General features: G+C 40.5%; 21 protein-coding genes. 11 read left to right on the plus strand and 10 right to left on the minus strand.

Annotated features, from left to right (window positions below; all coding sequences use genetic code 11):
• Positions 1-27: 27 nt before the first annotated feature.
• From OQX64_RS07100 to OQX64_RS07110, 3 genes are all read left to right on the plus strand, one after another.
• Positions 28-690, plus strand: a complete 663-nt coding sequence (locus OQX64_RS07100) for an HAD family hydrolase (RefSeq protein WP_416240469.1) — start codon at positions 28-30, stop codon at positions 688-690.
• Between the two features lie 49 nt (positions 691-739).
• Positions 740-1,729 (plus strand): L-glyceraldehyde 3-phosphate reductase, encoded by a 990-nt coding sequence (mgrA, locus tag OQX64_RS07105; RefSeq protein WP_265818202.1) that lies wholly within the window; start codon positions 740-742, stop codon positions 1,727-1,729.
• Positions 1,730-1,846: 117 nt separating this feature from the next.
• Positions 1,847-2,770 carry a cation diffusion facilitator family transporter gene (locus OQX64_RS07110; RefSeq protein WP_265818203.1) on the plus strand — a complete coding sequence of 308 codons (924 nt, stop codon included), beginning with the start codon at positions 1,847-1,849 and terminating at the stop codon, positions 2,768-2,770.
• A gap of 31 nt (positions 2,771-2,801) precedes the next feature.
• On the opposite strand, the gene OQX64_RS07115 is transcribed toward OQX64_RS07110, so the two are convergent.
• From OQX64_RS07115 to ligD, 7 genes are all read right to left on the minus strand, one after another.
• The gene (locus tag OQX64_RS07115) at positions 2,802-3,731 is read right to left on the minus strand and encodes an NADP-dependent oxidoreductase (RefSeq protein WP_088301495.1); all 930 of its coding nucleotides are present in this window, start codon (positions 3,729-3,731) and stop codon (positions 2,802-2,804) included.
• A 6-nt stretch (positions 3,732-3,737) separates the two neighbouring features.
• Positions 3,738-5,162: an NAD-dependent succinate-semialdehyde dehydrogenase gene (locus OQX64_RS07120; protein WP_265818204.1), complete on the minus strand. Its 1,425-nt coding sequence runs from the start codon at positions 5,160-5,162 to the stop codon at positions 3,738-3,740.
• 27 nt (positions 5,163-5,189) lie between these two features.
• Positions 5,190-6,350 carry a DUF3095 family protein gene (locus OQX64_RS07125; protein ID WP_265818205.1) on the minus strand — a complete coding sequence of 387 codons (1,161 nt, stop codon included), beginning with the start codon at positions 6,348-6,350 and terminating at the stop codon, positions 5,190-5,192.
• A 74-nt stretch (positions 6,351-6,424) separates the two neighbouring features.
• On the minus strand, positions 6,425-6,622 hold the full coding sequence (locus OQX64_RS07130) for a hypothetical protein (protein WP_088301497.1): 198 nt from the start codon (positions 6,620-6,622) through the stop codon (positions 6,425-6,427).
• Between the two features lie 90 nt (positions 6,623-6,712).
• Positions 6,713-7,033: a hypothetical protein gene (locus OQX64_RS07135; RefSeq protein WP_265818206.1), complete on the minus strand. Its 321-nt coding sequence runs from the start codon at positions 7,031-7,033 to the stop codon at positions 6,713-6,715.
• A gap of 147 nt (positions 7,034-7,180) precedes the next feature.
• Positions 7,181-7,477 carry a Dabb family protein gene (locus OQX64_RS07140; protein ID WP_265818207.1) on the minus strand — a complete coding sequence of 99 codons (297 nt, stop codon included), beginning with the start codon at positions 7,475-7,477 and terminating at the stop codon, positions 7,181-7,183.
• A 45-nt stretch (positions 7,478-7,522) separates the two neighbouring features.
• Positions 7,523-10,222 carry a DNA ligase D gene (gene ligD / locus OQX64_RS07145; RefSeq protein WP_265818208.1) on the minus strand — a complete coding sequence of 900 codons (2,700 nt, stop codon included), beginning with the start codon at positions 10,220-10,222 and terminating at the stop codon, positions 7,523-7,525.
• A gap of 306 nt (positions 10,223-10,528) precedes the next feature.
• Between ligD and OQX64_RS07150 the strand changes: the two genes are divergently transcribed.
• The 5 genes from OQX64_RS07150 (at position 10,529) to OQX64_RS07170 (ending at position 17,044) form a co-directional block, all read left to right on the plus strand.
• Complete coding sequence (locus OQX64_RS07150) at positions 10,529-10,903, plus strand: hypothetical protein (RefSeq protein WP_265818209.1); 375 nt, start codon at positions 10,529-10,531, stop codon at positions 10,901-10,903.
• Positions 10,904-10,995: 92 nt separating this feature from the next.
• Positions 10,996-11,691 carry an ABC transporter ATP-binding protein gene (locus OQX64_RS07155; RefSeq protein WP_088301502.1) on the plus strand — a complete coding sequence of 232 codons (696 nt, stop codon included), beginning with the start codon at positions 10,996-10,998 and terminating at the stop codon, positions 11,689-11,691.
• A 13-nt stretch (positions 11,692-11,704) separates the two neighbouring features.
• On the plus strand, positions 11,705-14,212 hold the full coding sequence (locus tag OQX64_RS07160; protein WP_265818210.1) for a TonB-dependent receptor: 2,508 nt from the start codon (positions 11,705-11,707) through the stop codon (positions 14,210-14,212).
• Positions 14,212-15,657, plus strand: coding sequence for an ABC transporter permease (locus OQX64_RS07165; RefSeq protein ID WP_265818211.1), 1,446 nt, complete (start codon positions 14,212-14,214; stop codon positions 15,655-15,657). The genes OQX64_RS07160 and OQX64_RS07165 overlap by 1 nt, the downstream gene beginning before the upstream one ends.
• 7 nt (positions 15,658-15,664) lie before the next feature.
• On the plus strand, positions 15,665-17,044 hold the full coding sequence (locus OQX64_RS07170; RefSeq protein WP_265818212.1) for a DUF3526 domain-containing protein: 1,380 nt from the start codon (positions 15,665-15,667) through the stop codon (positions 17,042-17,044).
• 177 nt (positions 17,045-17,221) lie between these two features.
• Here OQX64_RS07170 and OQX64_RS22545 read toward each other — a convergent pair whose 3' ends face one another.
• Positions 17,222-17,320, minus strand: a complete 99-nt coding sequence (locus OQX64_RS22545; protein ID WP_416240462.1) for a glycoside hydrolase family 2 TIM barrel-domain containing protein — start codon at positions 17,318-17,320, stop codon at positions 17,222-17,224.
• Positions 17,321-17,355: 35 nt separating this feature from the next.
• Complete coding sequence (locus tag OQX64_RS07175) at positions 17,356-18,621, minus strand: NAD(P)/FAD-dependent oxidoreductase (RefSeq protein ID WP_265818213.1); 1,266 nt, start codon at positions 18,619-18,621, stop codon at positions 17,356-17,358.
• A 700-nt stretch (positions 18,622-19,321) separates the two neighbouring features.
• Between OQX64_RS07175 and OQX64_RS07180 the strand changes: the two genes are divergently transcribed.
• From OQX64_RS07180 to OQX64_RS07190, 3 genes are all read left to right on the plus strand, one after another.
• Positions 19,322-19,951, plus strand: a complete 630-nt coding sequence (locus OQX64_RS07180) for an outer membrane beta-barrel protein (protein WP_265818214.1) — start codon at positions 19,322-19,324, stop codon at positions 19,949-19,951.
• 350 nt (positions 19,952-20,301) lie between these two features.
• Positions 20,302-21,066: a LytR/AlgR family response regulator transcription factor gene (locus OQX64_RS07185; protein WP_265818215.1), complete on the plus strand. Its 765-nt coding sequence runs from the start codon at positions 20,302-20,304 to the stop codon at positions 21,064-21,066.
• A 228-nt stretch (positions 21,067-21,294) separates the two neighbouring features.
• The gene (locus tag OQX64_RS07190; protein ID WP_265818216.1) at positions 21,295-22,431 is read left to right on the plus strand and encodes a sensor histidine kinase; all 1,137 of its coding nucleotides are present in this window, start codon (positions 21,295-21,297) and stop codon (positions 22,429-22,431) included.
• A 62-nt stretch (positions 22,432-22,493) separates the two neighbouring features.
• On the opposite strand, the gene OQX64_RS07195 is transcribed toward OQX64_RS07190, so the two are convergent.
• The gene (locus OQX64_RS07195; RefSeq protein ID WP_265818217.1) at positions 22,494-24,011 is read right to left on the minus strand and encodes a serine hydrolase domain-containing protein; all 1,518 of its coding nucleotides are present in this window, start codon (positions 24,009-24,011) and stop codon (positions 22,494-22,496) included.
• Positions 24,012-24,219: the final 208 nt, after the last annotated feature.

Below are 24,219 nucleotides of genomic sequence, written 5' to 3' on the forward strand. Positions count from 1 at the left end.
AAAAAATCTGATATTTTTGTGTTTATGATGGATACAAAACCTAAAGCATTTCTATTTGATTTAAATGGGACAATGATTGACGACATGGCCTATCATAACCATGCCTGGCACGATATTCTGACCAATGATTTGGGTGCAAACATTAGTTTTGCAGCCGTAAAAAAACAGATGTACGGAAAAAACCAGGACCTGCTGGAGCGGGTTTTTGGCGTCGGACATTTTTCTCAGGAACAGATAGACCAGATCTCCATTGAAAAAGAGCGCCGTTATCAAGCGGCATACAAAGAACACCTGACCTTAATTCCCGGCTTAAATGCTTTTCTGGATCGTGCAAAACAATCCGGCATTGTCATGGCGATTGGTTCGGCGGCTATTCCATTTAACATCAATTTCGTACTGGATAACTTAAATGTTCGCACTTACTTTGATGCCATCGTAAGTGCAGAAGATGTAAAAAACAGCAAACCAGATCCTGAAACCTTTAGCAAGGGCGCAAACATACTGGGCGTTCTGCCCGAAAACTGTATTGTTTTTGAGGATGCTCCGAAAGGTGTTGAAGCGGCACAACATGCAGGAATGAAGTGCATCGCCTTAGCCACCATGCATGGTGCAGAAGAGTTTTCGGCCTACCAGAATATCATTGCATTTATTGAGGATTATCATGATCCTGCATTAAATCAATTATTTTAATCCCGGTGGTTTATCAATCCATACTTAAATACATCAACCACTCTATTACATGAACCATAGCATCTCTCCCGACCGGTATAACAAAATGAAATATAACCGCTGTGGCCATAGCGGTTTAAAATTACCGGCCATATCACTTGGGCTCTGGCATAATTTCGGCCATGTTAACGATTTTGAAAACAGCCGGAACCTGATCTTTACAGCTTTCAATCATGGCATCACCCATTTCGACCTTGCCAACAATTATGGTCCGCCCCCTGGCTCTGCCGAAGAAGTTTTCGGAAAAATACTGCAGGAAAACTTTCAGGGTTACCGCGATGAAATGATCATCTCGAGCAAGGCTGGTTACACCATGTGGGATGGTCCTTACGGCGATTGGGGCTCAAAAAAGTATCTGGTTTCCAGCCTGGATCAAAGTTTGAAACGCATGAAACTGGATTATGTAGATATCTTTTACCACCATCGACCTGATCCGGAGACACCACTTGAAGAAACGATGGATACCTTGAGCTTAATGGTGCAGCAGGGAAAAGCATTATATGTAGGGATTTCCAATTACAAGGCACATGAAGCAGAGAAAGCCATCAAAATACTGAAAGAAAATGGTACGCCCTGCTTAATCCATCAGCCAAAATATTCGATGTTTGAACGGTGGGTAGAAGGTGGTTTACTGGATGTGCTGGAAGAAAACGGTGTAGGTTGCATTCCATTTTCTCCCCTGGCACAGGGTTTACTCACGGATAAATACCTGCATGGAATCCCTGCAGACTCAAGGGTGGCGACCAGTGGTATATTTTTAAAAGAAAGTCAGATCACGCCAGAAAAAATTGAAGTGATCAGCAAGCTGAATGAAGTTGCCCGCTCACGCGGACAAAAATTATCGCAAATGGCACTTTCGTGGATTTTAAAAGACCAGCGGATTACCACTGTTTTAATCGGCGCCAGCAAGCCTGAACAGATTACAGATGCACTCCCGGCTTTAGACTTTACGCGTTTCAGTGCTGAAGAGCTTAATCTTATTGATCAACTGCTGGCTTAAGATTTCAAAAATAAACCAGGTTCATGTCAGTTTATGATGATCCTGGTGTTTATTATTGCCTGAGCAAACTAAAAACGGCGGATTTGGTTAAAGGTATATCATTTACAAATTCTGACTATGGCCAAAGCCAACAAATCGATATACAGTGCACTTGCAGCCAACTTATTAATTGCCGTTACCAAATTTATTGCAGGCGCATTTACCAATAGTTCTTCTATGATTGCGGAAGGCATTCACTCCACGGTTGATACCAGCAATCAGCTGCTGCTGCTCTACGGTTTAAAGCGCAGTATAAAACCAGCAGATCAGTACCGGCCCTTTGGCTACGGAAAAGAACTCTATTTCTGGTCCTTTATCGTCTCCATCATGATTTTTGGCCTGGGAGGTGTATTATCAGTTTCGCAGGGCATTACCCATATCCGCTATCCGGAAACGCTTGTGAATCCCGGCTGGAATTATGCTGTCCTGGCCCTATCATTTGTATTTGAGGGTGCCTCACTTCTCGTTGCTATTAAAGAATTTAACCAAACCCGTAAAGGTTTGCCCTGGTGGAAAGCTATGATCAAAAGTAAAGATCCTTCCGGATTTCTGGTACTTTTTGAAGATGGTGCAGCTGTATTGGGACTGTTGATTGTTTTTGTGATGATGGTATTAAGCCATCACCTCAACATGCCTTTTTTAGATGGCCTGGCATCTGTTTTAGTTGGCCTTCTACTGATCTTTGTCTCCTTTATTTTAGCCAGGGAAAGCAGAAGTTTATTAATGGGTGAAGGATTAAGTCCAGAAACTCAGCAAAAACTAAAAGATTTAACGGAAAGTGATCCTGATGTTATGGCAGTAAAAAGTATTTTGTCTACTTATCAGTCTCCAAAAGAAGTTTTACTGGTATTGGTTTTAACTTTCAGGCCTGAACTGGATACTGAAGAATTAACCGGGGCAATAGATAGAATAAGGGAAAGAATTAAGGCTGAATATGAACTTGTTAAATTCGTCATTATTCAGCCTCAATCGGTAAACATCACCACTGAAGAAATTGCTTAATCGGCAATTTATAAATGCGGCCTGTTCAACATTAAATCACCTGCAGTACGATTTTACCGCGGGTATGCCCCTGTTCATTGCTGAGGTGTGCTTTTCGTGCCTCCGTAAATGGCAGTACCTGGTCAATAACAGGCTTAACCTTACCGGCATCAATTAATTGCGCAATTTCTTCCAGTTGTTTCGGAATGGATTGGGCCATATAACTGCTCAAATGAATATTCTTTGCTTTTGCTTCATTTACAAATTCGGGGGCTAGTGTAGTTATGAGCCGGCCACCAGGCTTTAAGACATCAATAGATTTAAGTTGTGTATCACCACCGATGGTATCCAATACCAAATCTATATCATGAAGGATATTTTCAAAGCTTTCCATGTTATAGTCGATCACTTCATCTGCACCCAACCTCTTCAGAAAATCGATGTTCTGATCAGAAGCTGTTCCAATTACATAAGCACCTTTATTCTTCGCAAACTGCACGGCATAAGTTCCAACGCCTCCAGCAGCTGCATGAATCAAAACCTTTTGTCCTTCTTTTAAAAGTCCGTGGTCAAATAAACCCTGCCAGGCGGTTAAACCTGCCAGAGGAACAGCTGCCGCTTCGGTATGGCCAATACTGATCGGCTTAATACTCAGCAGATTTGCTTTTACCACAATATATTCGGCATAAGCCCCATTTTTTGTCGGATCCGGCCGGCCATAAACCTCATCTCCCTTTCTGAAATGCCCCACTTTGTCTCCAAGAGCTTCAATTACACCTGAAACATCCCAACCCAGGGTTAAAGGTAGTTTTGAAGGAAACTTTTCCTTACGGTATCCTTCTCTTATTTTCCAGTCGACAGGATTTACGCTGGTGGCGTGTACCCTGATTAACACTTCATCTTTTTCCGGCTGTGGTACCGGAATTTCATCAATTGACAATACATCCGGACCACCGAATTCGTGGATTCTGATCGCTTTCATAGGCAATTATTTAATATATACGGTTTTAACATTTACAAATTCATGAATTCCGAACAGGCTCAGTTCGCGGCCATACCCGGATTGATTGATCCCTCCGAAAGGCAATGCAGGGTCTGATTTTACACCTTCATTCACAAAACAAGATCCCGCCTGTAGCTGGTTTTTAGCAATATCTTCAGCCAACACAAGATTAGATGTAAAAACAGCAGCCCCTAAGCCAAAGGGTGTATCATTAGCAATGCGAACGGCATCGGCCACATCTTCCGCAGAAATTACCGCCGCAACGGGACCGAAGATTTCCTCGTCATAAGCCAGCATTCCTTTTTTTACACCGGTTAAAATGGTAGGTTGATAGAAGGCGTGATCACCTTTAGATGCAGGAATTTCACCACCCAGGATACAAGTTGCACCCTGAGCAATGGTTTTTAACACCTGCTCATGCAGCTCATCCCGGAGCGACACTTTTGCCATCGGACCAAGTTCAGTTGTTTCATGAAGGGGATCACCAGTTTTTTTAGCCGCCATAGCTGCTTTTAAATGTGCTGTAAATTCAGTTTCCACTTCCTTTACCACAATAAAGCGCTTAGCCGCAATACAGCTTTGGCCATTATTAATTAAACGGGATTCGGCACAAACTTTTGCGGCTTCTTTTAAATCAGCATCGGCCAGAATGAGGTAAGGATCGCTTCCGCCAAGTTCCAGAACTGTTTTTTTGATTAAGCTTCCAGCCTGTTCTGCCACTTTTTGACCAGCTTCTGTACTTCCGGTTAAGGTAACGGCTTTAACCAGCGGATGGGCAATCACCCCTGAAACAGTTTTACTTCCACATATTAAAGTTTTAAATACATGGGCATGAAAGCTGGCATCTTCCACCAGTTTTTCAATGGCTAACGCGCAGCCCGTTACACTTGAAGCATGCTTTAAAACGCCACAATTGCCGGCCATCAAGGCCGGGGCCAGAAACCTGAAAACCTGCCAGAAAGGAAAATTCCAGGGCATGACAGCCAAAACGATTCCAATGGGTTGAAAACTAATGAAGCTTTTACTGGCATTGGTTTCAACGTGCCGATCTGCCAGAAAGCTGGCACCATTTGCTGCATAGTATTCACAAACTGATGCACACTTGAGCACTTCAGCCAAACCAGCATTTAATGGTTTACCCATTTCCAAAGCCATCAGCGTAGCGAGTTCATCCTGTCGTTCTTTTAACAGGCCGGCTATTTTAAGCAAAAAATTTGCCCTATATTCAAAATCCGTCTGCCGATAAGCAATCCAGGATTCATGAACCTGTTCAATTTTTTTATTGATGATTTCAGGAGTATCTTCCTGATATGTTTTTATGACCTGCCCATTAACGGGGTTGATGGATGAAATACTCATGTTAAATGAACACTTCATCTCTGAATTTTGTGTGCTGTAATTTGATTTCATGAATCTTAAATTACAGAACAGGGATTCTTAAACCTGTTTTTCCCTTAATTTCTGCTTTAAAATTCCGGCGGCTTTGGTATAACCACCGTCTGCCCCATCCACAAAATGAATATGCTCATCTTCAAAATCACGCACATAACAAGACATGACAGATTCGCCGCTGACATAGATACCAAAAGATATTTCTCCGGTATCTTCTAAATGCTGAAGGGCCTTCTGTAAGGCCAAACGCTGTTTTTCTGTCCCGGTAATTACGGTATTGATCCGGCCGTCTATTACCAGTGTATCAGACATTTCAACCAGTTGCTGCAGGTATTTTTTTCCGCTGTCCGTTCTGAAATACACAAAGGCATACATATTTACGAACCAGTTTTTAACCAGTTCCAGCCATTTTATTTTACCTAAACGATGCCGCATTTCCCTGCCCAGATTATTGAAAGAGGTTTTGAATACCAGTTTGGGGATAGATATGGGTTTGCGCTTTTCAGGAGAACCGTAAATCTGATCCAGGCGATGAATAACCTTACTAAACACTTCAGCTTGTTTATTCATGTCACTAGCAACGGCAATCAGTGTGACCACTTCATCACTATGTTCCGGGGGAAGGATTTTGTCCCAGCGGCACTGCATACCTGTTAAATCAATTTCTTCATCGCTACTGTCGTGATCTGAAAACAAATAATCATCACCCTTGATCATTTTCTCGGCATACTCCAGTCCATCACCTAAGATAATCGGAATGGAAAATGTTTCACCACTGTTCAGCCTGCTGATTTTAAGCGAATGGCCCTGATGGTAAATTTCCTTAACCCTGATCATACCCACCCTTAACTCCAGTCTGAAATTATCCATTGTACTGGCACGGTACTTTAATAAGGCTTTCATGCACTTTTCTATGATACTGGATGGCACAATGAAGGTAGCGCCGTCACCACCAAAAAAGAATGGAATTAAAATACCGGCTTTATATGCGATGTTGAGTACGGTTACAATGCTGCCGGTTGCCACAAGGTTCACCTCTTCATGCAAACCGGAATTTACGGCTTGTGTAGAGCTTTTTATATCCGTTATGATCACACACCAATCCTCAGGAATATCCTTAAACAACTTTCTCCTCAGCAGTAACCTGCTTAAATTTAACTTATTAATGACCAGATTAGAATAGAAATGATCCTGTTTTGAAGGCATAAAAACTGATAATGATGCTACAATATAGCTAAAGCAGATGTTTGTAGCACAATTAAACCAAAAATGTTTATGATTTAAATGATCACCAGGATGGTTCCGGATTTGCCTAAATGAAAATAGTAATGCAATTCGTAACTGTAGTGGATTTTTTCAATTTCACAAACCTTTCCTGATTTGCCGAACTCATCCGCTACAAAATCACCTACCTTTATCTTTTCCAGCTGATGCCTGCTGACAGATGCCCTTTTAATTTGTGTAGCATATTTTTCCATGATCGCGTTTTTTTTTACTTACGGAAAGTAAATGCATCCGGATTTCAACTGAAAAAAATATACCAGCAGTGCGTTTTCTGGCAAAATGATTTAATAATATACCAATTCATAAATCCTTTTCATATACAAGGCTTCATCAATTTTAATAAAAAATTCCTGCCATTCTTCCCGGGTAAACACCAGGCTGATATCAGGAAAAGGTGTTGACAGAATGACGACTTCTTTGCCATCGGGGCGACTTTCGAGATAATCATCGAAGCATAATTTTTTGGTAGCCGTGCAAAAGGCATTAAACTGTTCAAATGAAAAATTCATCAGTACACCCGCACGCCAGATATTAAGCACCTTACAATTATTGCATTGAGCAATCGTGATATTTTCATTATGAGCGAGGATAGTTGTTTTACACATCAATTTTCAAATTAAATTATGATTGCAAGCAAATATCACACTATTTAGAATAATTCCAAATAAAATGTCATAAATTTAAGGTCAAATTCCACTCATCCCTGTTCATAAAAAATGCCGGATCGTGCCGGCATTTAATTCTAATATGATTTAGTTAGCATCGTAAATGATTACCTTTTCAAAATATACTTTAAATTCATCCAGAAAGGCTTTGTGCAGCGGATGGACCTGATAAACATCATGGCCGGCCAGATCTTCAAAGAGCAACAGTAAACTAAATGTATAACTGCTATCTACCACCGCACGTTCAATAGGTGCCGGTGTACCCAAATGAAAAGTTTTTACTTCTTCAATTTGTTCAAGGGTGTCTAAACTCTTACGGAAAGCGGCTTTCTCCGTTTCGGTCATATCGGCTTTAAGCCAAAATAAAACATGGTGTGCAATCATTTATTCAATTTTTTTTCAAATATAGAAATGTATGGGTATTCTTTTCTATCCGAAGACAGTCTTTGCTTTATTTACAGCCTTTTTTAAATCAATTCCCTTTCCTAAAACACCTTTAAACAAATCTCCCTCATCTTTTAAACGATCCATCGCATTAAAAATATTGAAATCTTTCATTTTTAAACCTTTTTTCACTTCTTCCCAGTGTAAGGGCATTGAAACAGTGGCACCGGGTTTTGGCCGAAGGGAATATGGTCCGGCAATGGTAGCACCCGGGCGATTCTGAAGAAAGTCCAGGTACATTTTTCCCTTCCTGGCCGGAATCATTCTTTCCAGCGAAGTATAGTCTGGGATCTGCTTTTGAACCAGGCTGACTACCATTTTCGCAAACATCTGGCTTTGATCGTAATTATATTTGGCATTTAGGGGAATGTAAATGTGCATTCCGGTAGACCCTGATGTTTTACAATAAGAAGGAACATCTATGGCATCGAGGATTTCTTTCGTTACCTGCGCGGCTTCCACCACCTGATCAAATGAATGCTGATCCGGATCAAGATCAATCACACAGTAATCAGGATAATCGGGTTTCTGAACCCTGCTGAACCAGGGGTTCATTTCAATACAGCCTAAACCCGCCATCCACAGCAGGGAAGCTTCATCAGTACCCACCAGATATTCCTTTTTCTCACCTTCGCCATTTTCATATGGGAAAGTTTTGGCCCATTCAGGTGCCTTCCCTTTCACATCCTTCTGGTAAAAACTCTTCCCATTGATGCCCCCTGGAAAACGGTTTAAGGATTGCGGGCGGTCTTTCAGATAAGGTAAAATGTAATCAGCTACCTGATAATAATAGTTGAACATATCCCTTTTGGTTACCTGATCATCAGGCCAGTAAACTTTGCTCAGATTGGTAAACTTTAATTCATGACCTTTTATTTTTCGAACCTGTGTTTGTTCTTTCGGATTGAGTAATGTTTTGTGCCCGCTGTGTTGAGGTGCTTTGATAGCTGCGCTATGCTTTTCAATTTCAGGGGCTTTACCGCCGATAATCTCTTCTGTAGCGATCTCTTCTTCGCGAATAATATCTTTCGCTTTTTTATCTTCACGCATACCCCGGAAAGATGGATGCCTGAATACGCCATCATCCGTCACTTCGGTAAAAGCCACCTCACATACCAGCTCTGGTTTTAGCCAGGTGGCCTTTGCCTTTGGCGGATTTGGCCTGAAACGTGAAGGTTTATTTACATCAGGCAATTCATCAAAAGGACTTTTAGTGATGATTAAGGGCTCAAACTGCCTGATCATGTCTTTTTGTTGCTGATCAGAAAACCCCGTTCCAACCTTGCCAACATATTGCAGTTTCCCATTGTCATACACACCGAGCAACAGGGAACTAAATGCTTTTGAAGTATCTTCATTTTTGGTAAATCCGGCAATAATCACTTCCTGCCTTTTGCTGACCTTAATCTTTAACCATTCTTTCGATCTCCGGTCAGAAAGATAGGTACTGTTTGTTTTTTTTGCGATGATACCTTCCAGTCCCATCTTTTTTGCCGCTGCAAAAAAATCAATTCCACTGGCCTTAAACACTTTGCCCAAACGTACCCGATCATCGTTAGCAGGCAGCACTTCATTTAAAATGGCCTGCCGCTGAAACAAGGGAAGCTCCATCAGGTTCTTACCATCATACCACAATAAATCAAACACATAAAAAATGAGTTCACCATCTGCTTCACTACGCCAGTTTTGCAAAGATCCAAACTTCGAGATGCCCTTTTCATTTAACACGAGTATTTCGCCGTCAATTAAGGCATTGATTTTCCATTTGCCAAGTAAATCATAAATGGGATAAAATTTATCATTGAAAGATTTGTTGTTTCTGGAAAACAGTTCCACTTTCCCTTTATTTATAGCGGCCAGCGCCCTGTATCCATCCCACTTTACTTCGTATTGCCAACCCTCATCATCAAAAGGTTCATCAACCAATGTAGCCAGCATAGGCTTTATAGCGGTTGGAATGGCTGTTTTTGGTGCTTTTTTCAATAGTTTCTTTACGTCAACCACTTCCTGATCACCAATGGTTTCTGCTTTAGCACTGATTTGTTCTGCCGGGGCTTTTTTCTTAACCTTTACCTCCTGTTCTTTGCCGTCCTTCCAAACCTTTTCTGATGATTTTTCCATCGCATGGACGGTTTTTCCGGACAGTACCGATTTATCCTGCCTGGTAATATCTTTGGTACTGGCAAAGTCGTCTTTATGCTTAATCAGGAGCCAGCCGTTTTCACCCATGCCTTTTGTTTTCACCAAGGCAAATTCGCCTTTGAGTTTTTGCCCGTTAAGTTTGATTTTAACGGAACCCGCTTCCAGTTGTTCTAACAGATGCTTTTCCTGCGCTTTTTTTCCTTTGATTGTTTCTATCGGTTCATAGGTTCCTTCATCCCATACAATTACTGTTCCGCCGCCATATTCGCCTTTCGGAATGATGCCTTCAAAATCTTTATAATCAAAAGGATGATCTTCAACCATCATGGCTAACCGCTTGTTTTTAGGATCGGTTGACGGACCTTTCGGCACAGCCCAGCTTTTTAATACCCCATCCATTTCTAAACGGAAATCATAATGTAAACGGGTAGCATCATGTTTTTGAATCACAAACTGTAATTTGTTTTTATCTCTGCTTTTCCCTGATTTAGGCTCTGCCGTTTTATTGAAATTGCGCTTGGCTTCGTATTGTTTCAGTCCCATGAGGCATGTATTTATAAATGTTCCCACTATTCCGCAATAGTGGATGGTGATTAGAAAACTTTAAAACAGTGCGGAAACAGAAAAGGTTTTTCAATCCGGTATAACCATAAATTTAAGGTTGTTAATTGGTCAGTTTCCAAATTTCATGCACCAGAAACGTAGCGCCATGTATTCAATTTCAGGTCATTGAATTAATCAAGGCTCAAGTTTTTTTTCCCACATACATGCGGATTGAAACCTTATCATTCGGGTTTTAACAAAAAAATAAAAAAACATACTAAAAGTTTTGGCATAAATGTATCTTTGTTGCAATTGGAAAAGGCAATAAAATTATATCGTAAAAAAGAGTTTACCCAGATCAGGGCATTTCTGTTATTGATATTATTTGCCAGTGCCCTGCTGATCCAGGCACTTCACCATCATGAACCGGATGCCGCTTATTACCGCCATTCGGCTTACGAACAGACACAGTCATCCACTCAATTCAAAGCCTATAAAATCAACTGTAAACTTTGTGAGATGCTGAAGCAGCAGGGGCATGACTGCACTTTAACACAACCTGATGTTACTGTTGTGAAGCAGGAAATGGCTTCAGATTTTCATTTCAGGTATTCCAGGAGACATCCTGTTACTTATATTCTTTCAGCGGCCAATAAAGGTCCGCCCAGCTTTATCGCTTAATACGCCTGTTCAGGAGTATACTTTAATATCATTAATTTTCTATCCATTGTAAGCCTGCAAGGGCCTACAGTACTCATTTATATTTGATTTTTATGCTTCAAGCCATTGCATTATCCAAAAATTACGGATCATATCAAGCCCTTAATCAATTAAACCTCACTGTTAATCAGGGTGAGGTATACTGCCTGCTGGGGCAGAACGGTGCCGGTAAAACGACCACCATAAACTTATTTCTGGGCTTTATAGCACCCAGTAACGGAAAAATTTTAATTGACAATGAAGAGGTTTCTGTGGATGATCATCAACGTCGAAAACACCTTGCCTATATCCCGGAAGTAGTGATGCTTTACGGAAATCTCTCTGCCATAGAAAACCTGGATTACTTTTCTAAACTGGCGGGGTTCGATTATCGTGAGCAGGAATTAATTCAGTTTTTAACCAATTGTGGTTTGCAATCTACCGCCCACCACAAACACCTGGCAGGATTTAGCAAGGGCATGCGCCAGAAAGTAGGCATTGCCATTGCCGTGGCTAAAAATGCAAAGATCATTCTCATGGATGAACCCACCAGCGGACTCGATCCTAAAGCTACAGCAGAATTTACCGAACTGGTTAAAAAACTTGCATCGGAAGGTAAATCCATCCTGATGGCCACGCATGATATTTTCAATGCGGTAAGCTTAGGCACACATATTGGCATTATGAAACAAGGCGAACTGATTCACACCTTAAAAGCCAGTGAAATTTCAGCTTCAGATCTTCAGGAATTATACTTACAAACCATTTAATAACAACGTTTTAATGGATCAAATCAATAAACCCCGTCAGATATGGCGGTTAATATCCTTTTTTTTATTTTTCAATATTATAACCCTAGCTGCCACCGCACAGGTTCAGGTTACCGGGAAGGTCAATGACCTGCAAGGCAAAGGAATCAACAAAGCGACCATCAGGTTCAAAAGCGGTAAAGACCAGTTAAATCTCAGCAGCGATTCAGCAGGATTTTTTTCCATTATCCTGCCAAAACCAGCCAATTATACGATTACGGTGAGTGCAGTAGGCTACAGTAGCTTTTCGCAGAATTATTTCCTCAATAGTTCTGATGGTTTAAAATTAGACCCTATCGTTTTAACACCAGCGAATGAAGAATTGCAAACGGTAGAAGTGGTAGGTACCAATGCCAAAAAGTATTACGGTAACTATTCCTTTTCGGCAACTAAAACGGCTACCTTGAATAAGGATATTCCACAGGCCATTTCATCCATATCAAAAGAATTGATTGCCGACAGACAGGCTGCCGTGCTTTCCGATGCGGTTAAAAATGTAACCAGTGTGTCGCAAAGTAGTTTTTACAATCAGTTTTCTATTCGTGGTATTAACCAGAACGAAGAAGGAACAATCATCAACGGGATGCGCACCCGCCAAAATTATTTTAACCAGCCACTAACCAATAACCTAGAAAGAATTGAGGTCATTAAAGGCCCGGCAAGTGCCACATTCTCCAGTGTTGATCCGGGTGGAAGTATCAATCTGGTTACTAAAAAACCTTTAAGTGAAGACCGGAAAGAAATCAGCATCTCTGGCGGAAGCTTCAGTACCGTTCGTGGCGCACTGGATTTTACCGGTCCTTTAAACGCTGAAAAAACCTTGCTCTACCGCCTGAATTTAGGTTATGAAGATAGCAAAAGCTTTAGGGACCTGCAATTTAGAAAGGGGTACATTATTGCACCATCCTTCTCTTACATTCCTAACGATAAAACCAGCTTAAATGTAGAAGTGGTGATGAACAACAGTAATTCGAGATTGGATCGCGGCCAGCCTATTTTTGGTGCAATAGCCGGTAAGACGGATCTGAACAGTACTCCTATCCATTTTAACCTGGGGGCCAGTAATGATAAGTTCAATACGCAAGACCTGATGCTGATGGCTAATTTCTCGCATAAAATTTCAAAAGACATTTCTTTCAACATGGCTTGTATGAAACAAAACTGGAGCGAGGATTTAGTGGAGCACCGTACCAACAATGCCTTTGCAGTTGATGAAAATAACCAGCCCATCCGCAGTCTGGCCGGCATGATTGCTGTTCAGCGTCAGCAAAAATTTGCCACCGATAATCTCAGTACTTATCTGGCTATCAATACCCGTACTTTTGGGTTAGCACATAAGATTGTAGTGGGTTACGACCACATTGTGAATCAAAAATTAAGAGGTGGTGGGATCAATACGGCTCAGGGCTATCGCTTGAAAGACGGTACCATTGCAACCCGGTATGATGTAACTAAAAAAGACCTTTATCAATTTAAGGTGGTAAATGGCGTGAATGCACCGGTTCCTAATGTGGAACATTTTAACCTCGCCAATCCATCTTATACCCTGAAAAACCTGAATGATTATGTCTTCTCTAAAGTAGAAATTGCCCCAACCTATTACCTCATTAATGGCATTTATCTTCAGGATCAGATCAAATATGATCAGTTAACTTTAACATTAGGACTCAGACAGGAATGGTACGAAGATTACGCCAATTACCAGCTTTCAAATGAAAGTAAAATCAGCCGGCACAAGTTGTTGCCAAGGCTTGGCATTACCTATGCGGTAAATTCACACATCAACATTTACGGAACCTATCTTCAGGGGTACCAGCCACAAGGAAACACATCCAGTCTGGTTATTGTTCCGCCGCCGGCTGGTTCCAATTTTAAACCCCTTGAAAGTAACCTGAAAGAATTGGGTGCCAAATCTGAATGGCTTGGGGGCAATCTGATGGTTAATGTTTCCCTGTTTGAAATTAACCAGAAAAACCTGTTGATGAATGCCAATGATCCTTTTGATGTAAATCGCTTAATTGAACGGGGTGCGCAGCGAAGCAGGGGAATTGAGGTAGAATCTTCTGGCTTTATCAGGCCAAACTGGCAATTTAACATCGGCTATAGTTATGTTGATGCCATTGTAACCGAAGATCTTGATCCATTGATCATCGGCCAGCGTGTGCAAAATACACCTAAACACAGTGCCAGCTTATGGACGCGTTACAACCTCGAAAACAGGCTTTTAAAGGGAGTAGGAATTGGCGCAGGATTACAATACAGCGGTAATAAACTTCCCCTGTATATCAGAGATTTTACGCTGCCTGCCTATACCGTAGCTGATGCCGCCATTTATTACAGCCCGGCAGCATCAAGAGTTCAGTTGGCCATGAATATCAATAACATCTTCAATAAAACTTATTGGGTGGGTGCCCAGAATTACCTGCGCCTTTTCCCTGGTACGCCAAGAAATGTCATGTTTAATGTAACCTACAGAATCTAATGCCAAATATCACTTTAACCATTGCCAAACAAACCTACAAATCAACCTTTGGGAATAAAGCTACGTTAGTGCTGACCATTTTGCTGGGACTTTCGCTTGGCCTGGCTACCTATGTAGGCTGGCAGAATTTTAAAACACAAAATAATCAACGGCTCTACTATAAAAATATGGTCAGGGCACAGTGGCTGGCTAAACCGGATAAACATCCACACCGGATGGCACATTATGGCTATCTTGCTTTTCGTGAAAAACATGAACTGAGTTTCTTCGACTTTGGGATTGAAAGCTTTGCCGGTGTTTCTATTTTTCTGGAAGCACATAAGCAAAATACAGTAAATTTCAGTGAGGCCGGTTTTTCGAACGGAATGCTGCGCTTTGGAGAGATCAGTATTGCGATGGTATTGCAATTACTGGTTCCGCTGCTCATCTTTTTTCTGGGCTACAATAGTATTTCTGCGGAGCGTGAATCGGGAACCCTGAAAATTTTGCTTTGTCAGAACGTCAGCTGGAAAAAACTGCTTTGGGGTAAAACACTGGGCATCATTGGCGTAGTCCTTACCATTTTTATCCCGCTCATTCTGTTGACGATTTTGCTTTGGGCATCATTAAGTAACTGGCAAATCAGTTTAGATGCAACGCTTCGGCTGGTGATTTTAATTTTAAGCTATTCCATTTACTTTTTCATTGTTTCTGCCCTGACCATATTGGTTTCTGCCTTTCAGCGAAGCTCTAAAACCGCATTGATTACCTTACTATCCTGCTGGATATTTTTCGTCATCTTAATGCCGAGAATCATTCAGGCCATTGGTACCAAAATTCACCCCACTCCTTCCAAAATTGAATTTGCGGATGCCATATCTTCGGATATTCAAAAACAAGGTGATAGCCACGACCCGAATGATCCGCATTTTGCAGCCATTAAAGATTCGTTATTGCAGAAGTATCAGGTTGATGATGTGAAAAAACTGCCCTTTAATTATGGCGGTTATATTATGGCAGAAGGCGAAAGAATTACTTCGGGCATTTACAGCGATCATCAGCGGCAGCTGAATAATACCTTCGATAAGCAAAACAGCTTTACCGTATTTGCCGGTTTGTTCAACCCTTATTTATCACTGAAACAAATTTCTATGGCCCTAACGGCATCGGATTTTAAAACTTATGTTGATTTCCAGAACCAGGCTGAGGCTTACCGGTATGGATTGGCGCAGAAAATGAACAAACTTCAAATCGATAAAATTAGTAACCATGCACCTGGTGAACATGAAAAGCCATTGTCTATCAGTAAATCCAACTGGGCAGAACAACCTGATTTCAATTATAAATTTGATCATTTGAGTCATGTTTTAACCCATGAACTGCTATCGCTGGTGGCTTTGTTCGTTTGGTTCATTACCATTCTGTTCTTTCTCCAATATTCATCTAAATGGCTTAAAACCATCTAACATCATTATGAAAAAAAGCACCTCCATTTTAGAATTTAAACTTTTCTTCAGAAATCGTTCGGCCTGGATAGGCATTTTGGTATTGCTGCTAACCGGCGTTGCCGGATTATATTTTGGAAAAACGTTTATTGCCAACCAGCAGTCAGTAATTGAAAAGGCAGCCGTATTGCAAAAGAAAAACACGCTTGACAATATCAAGCATTTTAACAAGGACATCGGGTTGATTTTCTTCCATAACAAATTCTCTACTGCCAATTTACCGGATCGATGGGCAGCCTTCGCGAACGGTCAGCGGGATGTGAATCCTTATCTAATATCAGTAACGATGCTGGGCATAGAAGGACAGCTTTATGATACCGATATCACCAATCCGGTAAGCATGCTTTTAGGCAATATGGACCTGAGCTTTGTGTACCTGTTTTTGTTTCCCCTTGTGATTATTGCTTTCACTTACAACCTCATTTCAGAACTGCAGGAAAGTGGCATATGGTCCTTACTTAAATCGCAAACCAATGCACTGACAAAAGTGATCTGGCGAAAATTTCTGATTAGGATAGCAGCTGTTTTTGCAGTAGCCTTTTTACTGCTTACCGCAGCGGTTATTTATTTGCATCTACCTTTAGATTCCACCCTGGCAGCCGTTACGGGATTAATCATCCTATACCTGGCTTTCTGGTTTGCGGTTTCAATCTTTATCGTTTCATTAGGGCGTTCTTCCAGCTATAATGCATCCGCTCTGGTAGCCATCTGGGTAGCCATTTGCATTGTGATACCTGCATCTTTAAATCTTTTTCTAACCCAAAAATATGGCGTGCCTGAAGCGCTACAGAATGTAATTAACCAGCGCGAGGGTTATCATGAAAAGTGGGATATGCCAAAGGAAGTTACCATGAAACCCTTTTTTGAACACTATCCGCAGTTAAAGAAATATCCTTTTCCGGCCGATAAAACTTTTAGCTGGTTCTGGTATTATGGCATGCAGCAAATGGGTGATGACCAGGCGATAAAAAGCCGGTTGGCAGTAGCTCGTAAATTAGCATCCCGTCAGCATTTCACCAACATAGCTGCACTGTTTTTTCCGACCATTCAAACCCAGCTGGCGGTAAATGAGCTGGCCGGATCTGACTTGAGTGCACACCTCGAATTTCAACAAAAGGTAAGAGATAATCATGAAAAAATTCGCCTGCACTTCTACCCCAGTATCTTTCAGGAAAAAGACATCGCCTCTACAGATATTAAAAGCGTTGGATTAAAAAAATTCATTCCAACGAAGATTCATGACTGGAGCAGGCTTCTACCTTTATTAACCTGGACCTTGATTATGGGTACATTTGCGGTTAGAAACCTAAAAGGCAGTGCTTTAATGAGAAATACAGATACCAGGTAACCTTGGTAAGGTAGAAACTTCTGAAAACGAGTCGTAGCGAAATGCTATGACTCGTTTTGCACCATGATATCTAAGGCATTAAGGAAGTTAAATAAATAATAATGATCGGTATTCTGATCTTTCAGGTGAGCCTGTTTCATATTGTACGGGCAAATTGTATCTCGTTTTTTCCCGGTTTTAAAGATCAAAAAATGGCTTTCCATTACCGGCTTCATTTCCTAAAGACCAGAAAATTACTGCAGCGTGGTTTTTATTGTGCCCCACTAAAGCTACCATTCATGCGAGATGTGCATCACGATAGCCTTTAATGATTAATATTTCTTCTCTACCTCTTCATCTGGCCGGATGATGAGCCTTAAAGTTGGGTCATTGGTAATGAAACTCCATAACCAGTTGAAAGCCAGCTTCGCTTTGTTCCTGAAACCAGCAATTGGAATAATGTGGATAAATAACCAAACCAGCCAGGCAAAAAATCCCCGGAAAAATCCCTTTGGCAAATCGACCACCGCCTTAAACTTGGCAATAATGGCCATTGAGCCCTTATCATTATATTTAAAGGCCTTCATTGGTTTGCCATGATCAACCGCCGACAAATTTTCGCCCAGCAAATCACCTTGCTGGATGGCCACTTGCGCGAGTTGTGGATGTCCGTTGGTAAAAGCAGCATCACTCAACTGCATACACTGATCGCCAATGGCATAAACGCCTTTCAAGCCTTCCACCTGATTAAATGCATCCACAAGAATCCTTCGTCCCTTTCCTATTGCCTCTTTTGGCAGCCCCGGAACTTCGCGGGCGATTACACCTGAAGCCCAGATTAAGGTTGCTGCTTCGATCTCCGTACCATCTGAAAGTGATACCACCTGTCCATCGTAATTCTGCACCAGTTTACCCAGCATAATTTCTACACCAAGGTTTTTAAGCACCTTAATGGCCTCTGCCTGGCTTTTATCACTCATTGGTGCCAGAAGTGTTTGCAAGCCATCAACCAGATAGATTTTACCCAAACCGGATTTTGCTTCCGGATAATCTTTTTTAATGATATGACTACCCATTTCTGCCATCATGCCGGCAAGCTCAACACCTGTTGGTCCGCCACCTGCAATGACAATACTGGAAAGTCTCTTTTTGTCAATATCCTGATCAGACCGCACTGCTTTTTCCAGCTGAAGTAAGATATGATTGCGCATCCGGAGCGAATCGTCAATACTTTTCATGGGCAAAGCATGCTCCTTAATGCGATCATTTCCGAAAAAATTGGTTTCCGTCCCCATTGCAAGTACCAGAATATCATAATCAAGTGTACCATTATCAGTCACCACCTTATGCTGTTCAGGAAGTAGCTCTTTCAATACCCCCATAAAAAAACGGGTGTTTTGATTATGAAACATTTTCCTGAAAGGATAAATAATGTTGGATGCTTCAATAAAAGCAGTCCCAACCTGATATAATAGTGGTGGAAAGAAATGGTAATTATGCTGATCTACAAGGGTAACCTGATGTGATGTGCTTTTTGATAGCTTTTTAGCCAGGTTAAGCCCTGCAAAGCCACCGCCAATGATGACAACTTTTTTCATATAAGATTTTTAATGCTGTTCACGGAGGGTTCAAATTTTATAAATAGAATACCGCTACCGCTATTTTCGCCTGATAACAACAGAACAAACTTTAAGCGATAAAGTTAGGATTTATTCAATTTTATCTGAATAATTTGCAATGAATTGATGGTTTGTTAGCTTTTAAGAATTTAAATTCGTGATTTATGAAAAAACGACCTGTTATGATCATTCTATTTTAATCTAAGTAGGCGGCGCCTATGGACAAAATTTTCTAAATCAATTTTGAGGCCATTGACCCAGACACTGAATTGCCGAATAACAATCTCATTCACGGCTGGCAAGAGATATTTTTTAAATCAAGAATAAACCAGACAACAAAGTTTGTTACCATAAGCTTGGACATTGAGCCAGAAAACCCTTCCGGATTGATAATATCAGAACTACAAAAAGTTGGCATAACCTTTAATAAGAAGCAGGGACTAACCATTAAAGCGTGAGTCCGTAGCAAAAGAACAATCGGACCTATTGGATAAGTTTGTTAAATGCAAGCACCCTGACTCCTAAAATCCCATTTCTAATGATAAAAAATTACCTAAAAAATGGTATAGGACGGGTAATTGACACGGGTTTATCTTTGACCAACCTTTTAAATGGTTTTTAAAGGCCTATTATAATTCACATACATCCATTTTATTTAACCGTAATTCAATTGATCTCAATGAAAAAGCAATTATTAATGATGTCCTTTTTTATGGCTCTTGGCGTTATTGCATCAGCCCAGTCTAAATCTAAAAGTAAGGCTACGCCGAAGGCGAAAACTGAAACCAAAACGATGGCTTCCAGAAACAATACCTCTTCTCTTAGGGCTTATGGCAAGGGAGATAACCTGTTAAATATAGGTATTGGCATCGGGAGCCCGTTTTTTGGCTCAGGTTACTCTTCGTCACTGCCGGTCAATCCGAGTGTATCTTACGAAAAAGGCATTACGGATGAAATCAGCGTAGGTGGACAAGTAGCTTATGCGAGTTCTAAGTATAATTCAGACTTTCCGGGTTCAAGTTATAGCTTTAAGCAAAATGCTTTTTATATCGGTGCGCGTGGTTCGTATCATTTTAATGAACTGTTTAAGCTGGATCCAAAGTTTGATGTTTATGGGGGTGCCAGTCTTGGTTATGTAGTGGTTAGCACAAGCAATGACCAGGGTTTTGGCGGCACTACAGGCAGCGGTATAGGTTTTGGTTTGTTTGCAGGAGGTAAATACTATTTCTCTACTAAAACCAGTGTATTTACAGAACTGGGTTATCAGAGTCTGGCATTGCTGAATGTAGGTATCGCATTTAAGCTTTAATCTCTATAAAGTATACTTTCTTCTGACTCCCTTAACATGTCTGAAAGTTCATTTAAATACTCATGTTAAATCCCTAAAGGGTTATGAAAAGCTTCACATCACGTGGAGCTTTTTTTGTAAAATGGCATTTAAGTACAAGCTAAAGTATAGATCAGCCGGTGAATGATGGCGCTATTGTCTCATCATTTGAATAGCTGACAAGCACACTTAAAAAATATAGTGACCAGTGTTTATATTTAAGATTTGACATGTTCTGACTTAACTGGTAATTACTAAATTCTTCTGATAATTATGACAAATACATTTGTTAAATATAGTATTTAAACTATATTAGGAGTTTTGATATGCATATGTACCGTTTTGTAATTGTAGATGATGAAGCTCACGCTATAGAAGGATTAAAAGTTTACATGGAACATTTGCCGGACTTTAATCTGATGGCTACCTATACTGATCCGGTATTGGCCTTAAAAGAATTAAGTTGTGGAAGCGATGTGGAATTGATCTTTATGGATGTGGATATGCCACACTTATCCGGAATAGAACTGGCCTCCATAATCAGGCAGAAAACGAACAAGTTAATTTTAACCACGGCGCATACCAAATATGGTTATCAGGCATTTGAAGTGAAGGCAGATGGCTATCTGCTCAAGCCTTATTCACTCGGAAAGTTCCTCGAAACCATGCAACGTGTTTTTCCTGATAGTATAAAAAAGGCAGAACCTGTTGCCCCGCAGGTATTGGAAAATTTCTTTTTTGTAAAAAGTAAGGAGGATAGCCTGAAACTTGTGAAAATCAGGTTTGAAGAAGTGGTCGCTGTGGAAAGTAAACTGAATTATGTTCAGCTGCGCTTAGAAAACGGAAGAAACGTTACCACCTATATGTCGCTCTCTGAAATTTCAAAATGGCTGGTTGAGGCCAGGGGATTCATACAGTTTCAAAGAAGTTTTATTTTAAACCGGGAGAAAATAGATGCGGTGGATGGAAATACGGTTATCATGGATAATGGGCAGAAGATAACGGTTGGAGATTACTACCGCAAAGATTTTAACGAATTTATAAATCGGTATTTAATTAAACCCAGGCGTAGGGTAGACAAGCCTACACCTGAATAATTAATTTAAATTCCTGACATACCAGTTACCGTAATGCTGGAGGTTAATGTGGTGGGATCTGTACTGTAAGATTGAACTTTTACCGATTTAAAAATGAAAATTGTTCTGCGTTTAGATAGTTTAATTGCCTGTTTCATGGTTTTTTTCTTGAAACTTATGGCTTGGAAACTGACCTTAAAAAGTTGTTATACAGAACGATATGAATCCTATTTAAAAGCCTGACAATACATGAAAAAGTTTATCATCAAATCAGTGCGCAAATACCGGATACATCTTTTGGCCTGGTCTGCTTTTATCACTTATGAAGTCCTACTTATAGGATTGAGGTACGGGGTATTTGGGCATCCGCTTACCTATGCCGCTCATTATGGAATTATCATTGCCTATTTTTATGTGGTATCAGATAAAGCACTTCCATGGTCGCTGGCTTCAAAGAGGTTAATCATCATCAGGTTGCCATTGGCCATGGTGGTGCTGTTTTGTGCTTACGTATTGTTAAACTATGCTGTTGATACCATTCTGGTAGCAAACGGAATCGTTAAACACCTGAAGAAGGTCGTTCTGGATAGAAATTTTATCCTGGATGATCTATACCGAAGTTTATATTTTACAGGCTTTGCCACGGCCTATTATTTTATAAAAACTTATTTTAACGAGAAGAAACACAGCAGTTTTTTAGAAGAACAGCGGCTTTTAGGCCTTATTAAGGAAGAAAAACTAGCCAAAACACTTGCCAAAGCTCAAAATGATTTTCTTCGGGCACAGATTAATCCACATTTTTTATTCAATACCTTAAATTATGTGTATAACAATATCACCAGAAATCCTCAGCATGCACGAGATGCTGTTATTACCCTGTCGGATATTATGCGATTCGCCATTGATTCAGGAGAGGATGAATTGATTGCTCTAGGGGAAGAAATGCACCAGGTTAAACAGCTTCTTGATTTACATAAGGCAAGAATGGATTTCAAAGATTTTATTGATGTTTATATTGATGAGGATGCAATGGACTTAAGGTTTGTCCCATTGGTATTGTTGAGTCTGATGGAAAACATTTTAAAACATGGAAATCTTTCCGTTGAGGCATATCCGGCTTTACTGGCTACATACATTGATGAAGATAAACTACATATTCATAGCGATAACCTGGTAGATGGTGCAGGCAAAAAAATAGGCACTAACAATGGAATTAAAAATATCAGTACACGCCTAATTGCCGCCTATGGTAATGGATTGGATTTTTTTCATGGCCTGAATGATGACGGACATTATATTGTCAATATGGTTATACCACTTCAAGCTATTCATGATTATATCCGGAAAATTGACTTCCAGCCATCAGAACAGCATGAAATGCCCTGACACCATCTTTTAAATCATTAATTTCTTTGTTGACGGAGATTTTTTTTTTATGCAGATGGATTTTAGTTTTTAACGGGTGCTTTTTTAAGAATGCTCTCTTCAATTGCTTTGATCCTTTCTGCCGCATTTTTATTTTTAGGATTTAAAGCCAGCGACTTCTTATAATTCAGCAGTGCTTCTGCTTGGTGATCCGTTATTTCATCGGCTTCGGCCAAACTGTCGAAGGCATTTGCACTTCCCGGATATAAGGCTACATTCAATTTAAAGATAGAAAGTGCGGCTGGTAAATTCTTTTGGCTGATAAGCTGATATCCCCAGCCGTTAAGTTCAGCCTCACTTAACTGAAAGTTTGAATCTTTTTTCTTTAATTTTTTTACTACAGCCAGGCTTTTATCAAAGCCCTGCTTTAACAGTTCGGCTCTTAATTTTTTCAGGTTGGCGGGTAAACCAAAGCCATTGGCTTCATGCATATCCGGAATATAATAACCCGCAACTTCATCGATCAGCTGATCCGGGTTTCCCTGCATTAAATTGGTTAATAGCACAATGGAAAGGTCATCCTTTAAATAAACAAATAAAGCAGATCTGCCTCCGCCTACGGGTCCGACTGCAGGGTGTTCTTCACGGGTAACCGTTGGCCAACCAAGCGCATAACCATTCGTTAAAAAATTGAATCCACCAATTTTCCCATTATTAAGTCTGGCAGGTGTCCACAACGTATCCACACTAGCAGGTTTCTTTAAAAGCTTTCCACCTTTTAAAGCGATAATCCAGTTGGCGAGGTCAGTTGCGTTAGACTGAATCCCGGCAGCAGTTCTGAAAAAGACTGGAAATTGCATATAAGCGTGGCCTGGTGTTTTGTTCCTGATGAAACGACTACCCATTTGTTTCGTCAGAGTATAAGCACCTGCATAGTTAGGAATCACATCATAAGAATCACCAAATCGGGTTAATTTCATTCCGGATACTTCAAATTGTCGTTCTTCAATGAATTTTGTGAAATGCATCCCGCTCAGTTTGGTGATAAGTTGTCCGAGCAATACATAACCCGTTTGGTTATAACTGAATTTTTCTCCGGGTTGAAATTCAATGGGCAGGGCTTTTACCTTTTGCATAGCTTCCTGCTCATCATTATGCCCCATCACCTGTTCATCGGCATCCATGATATCAGGCAGTCCGGATATATGACTCAAAACCTGTTGTATCGTAATCTTTCTCCAGGCATCGGGCAGGCTACCCAGATGGAGCGATAGAGGATCGGTAATTTTTAATTTTCCTTCTTCAGCAAGCTGCATAATGGCAATCCCGACAAAAGCTTTTGTAATAGAATTGATGGAAAATACAGTTTCGTTGGTTGCATTAATATTGTATTCCAGATTGGCCTTTCCGAAGGTGGTGTCTTTCACGATTTTACCACCACGGATAACTGCTATCTGTAATGCCGGAATGCGGCGTTGCTGCATTTTATTTTTCAAAAACACATCGATACTGTCAGAAGCAGTTATTTGCTGCGCCTGGGTGGATATATTGATCGAACCTAGCAGTAAAAGGAAAATGGTGGCGAAAGAAATTAGTTTCATTTGAGAAGTTATAGTATGGTCATTATTAGAGTAGACGAAGTTTTATCTGATTGGTTACAGCGAAGTAAACTTTTTATACTTAGGAAAGCAAGCAGGAAACAATTTATTAATGGATTTTACGGTCTGCCCTCCTTATTAGACCGGATACCAAAAACCCTCAAAAAAATGGATCCTGTAAAACAAATTTACAGGATCCATTTGAAGATTT

The sequence above is a fragment of the Pedobacter sp. GR22-10 genome (genome assembly GCF_026239715.1).
Lineage (GTDB): Bacteria > Bacteroidota > Bacteroidia > Sphingobacteriales > Sphingobacteriaceae > Pedobacter.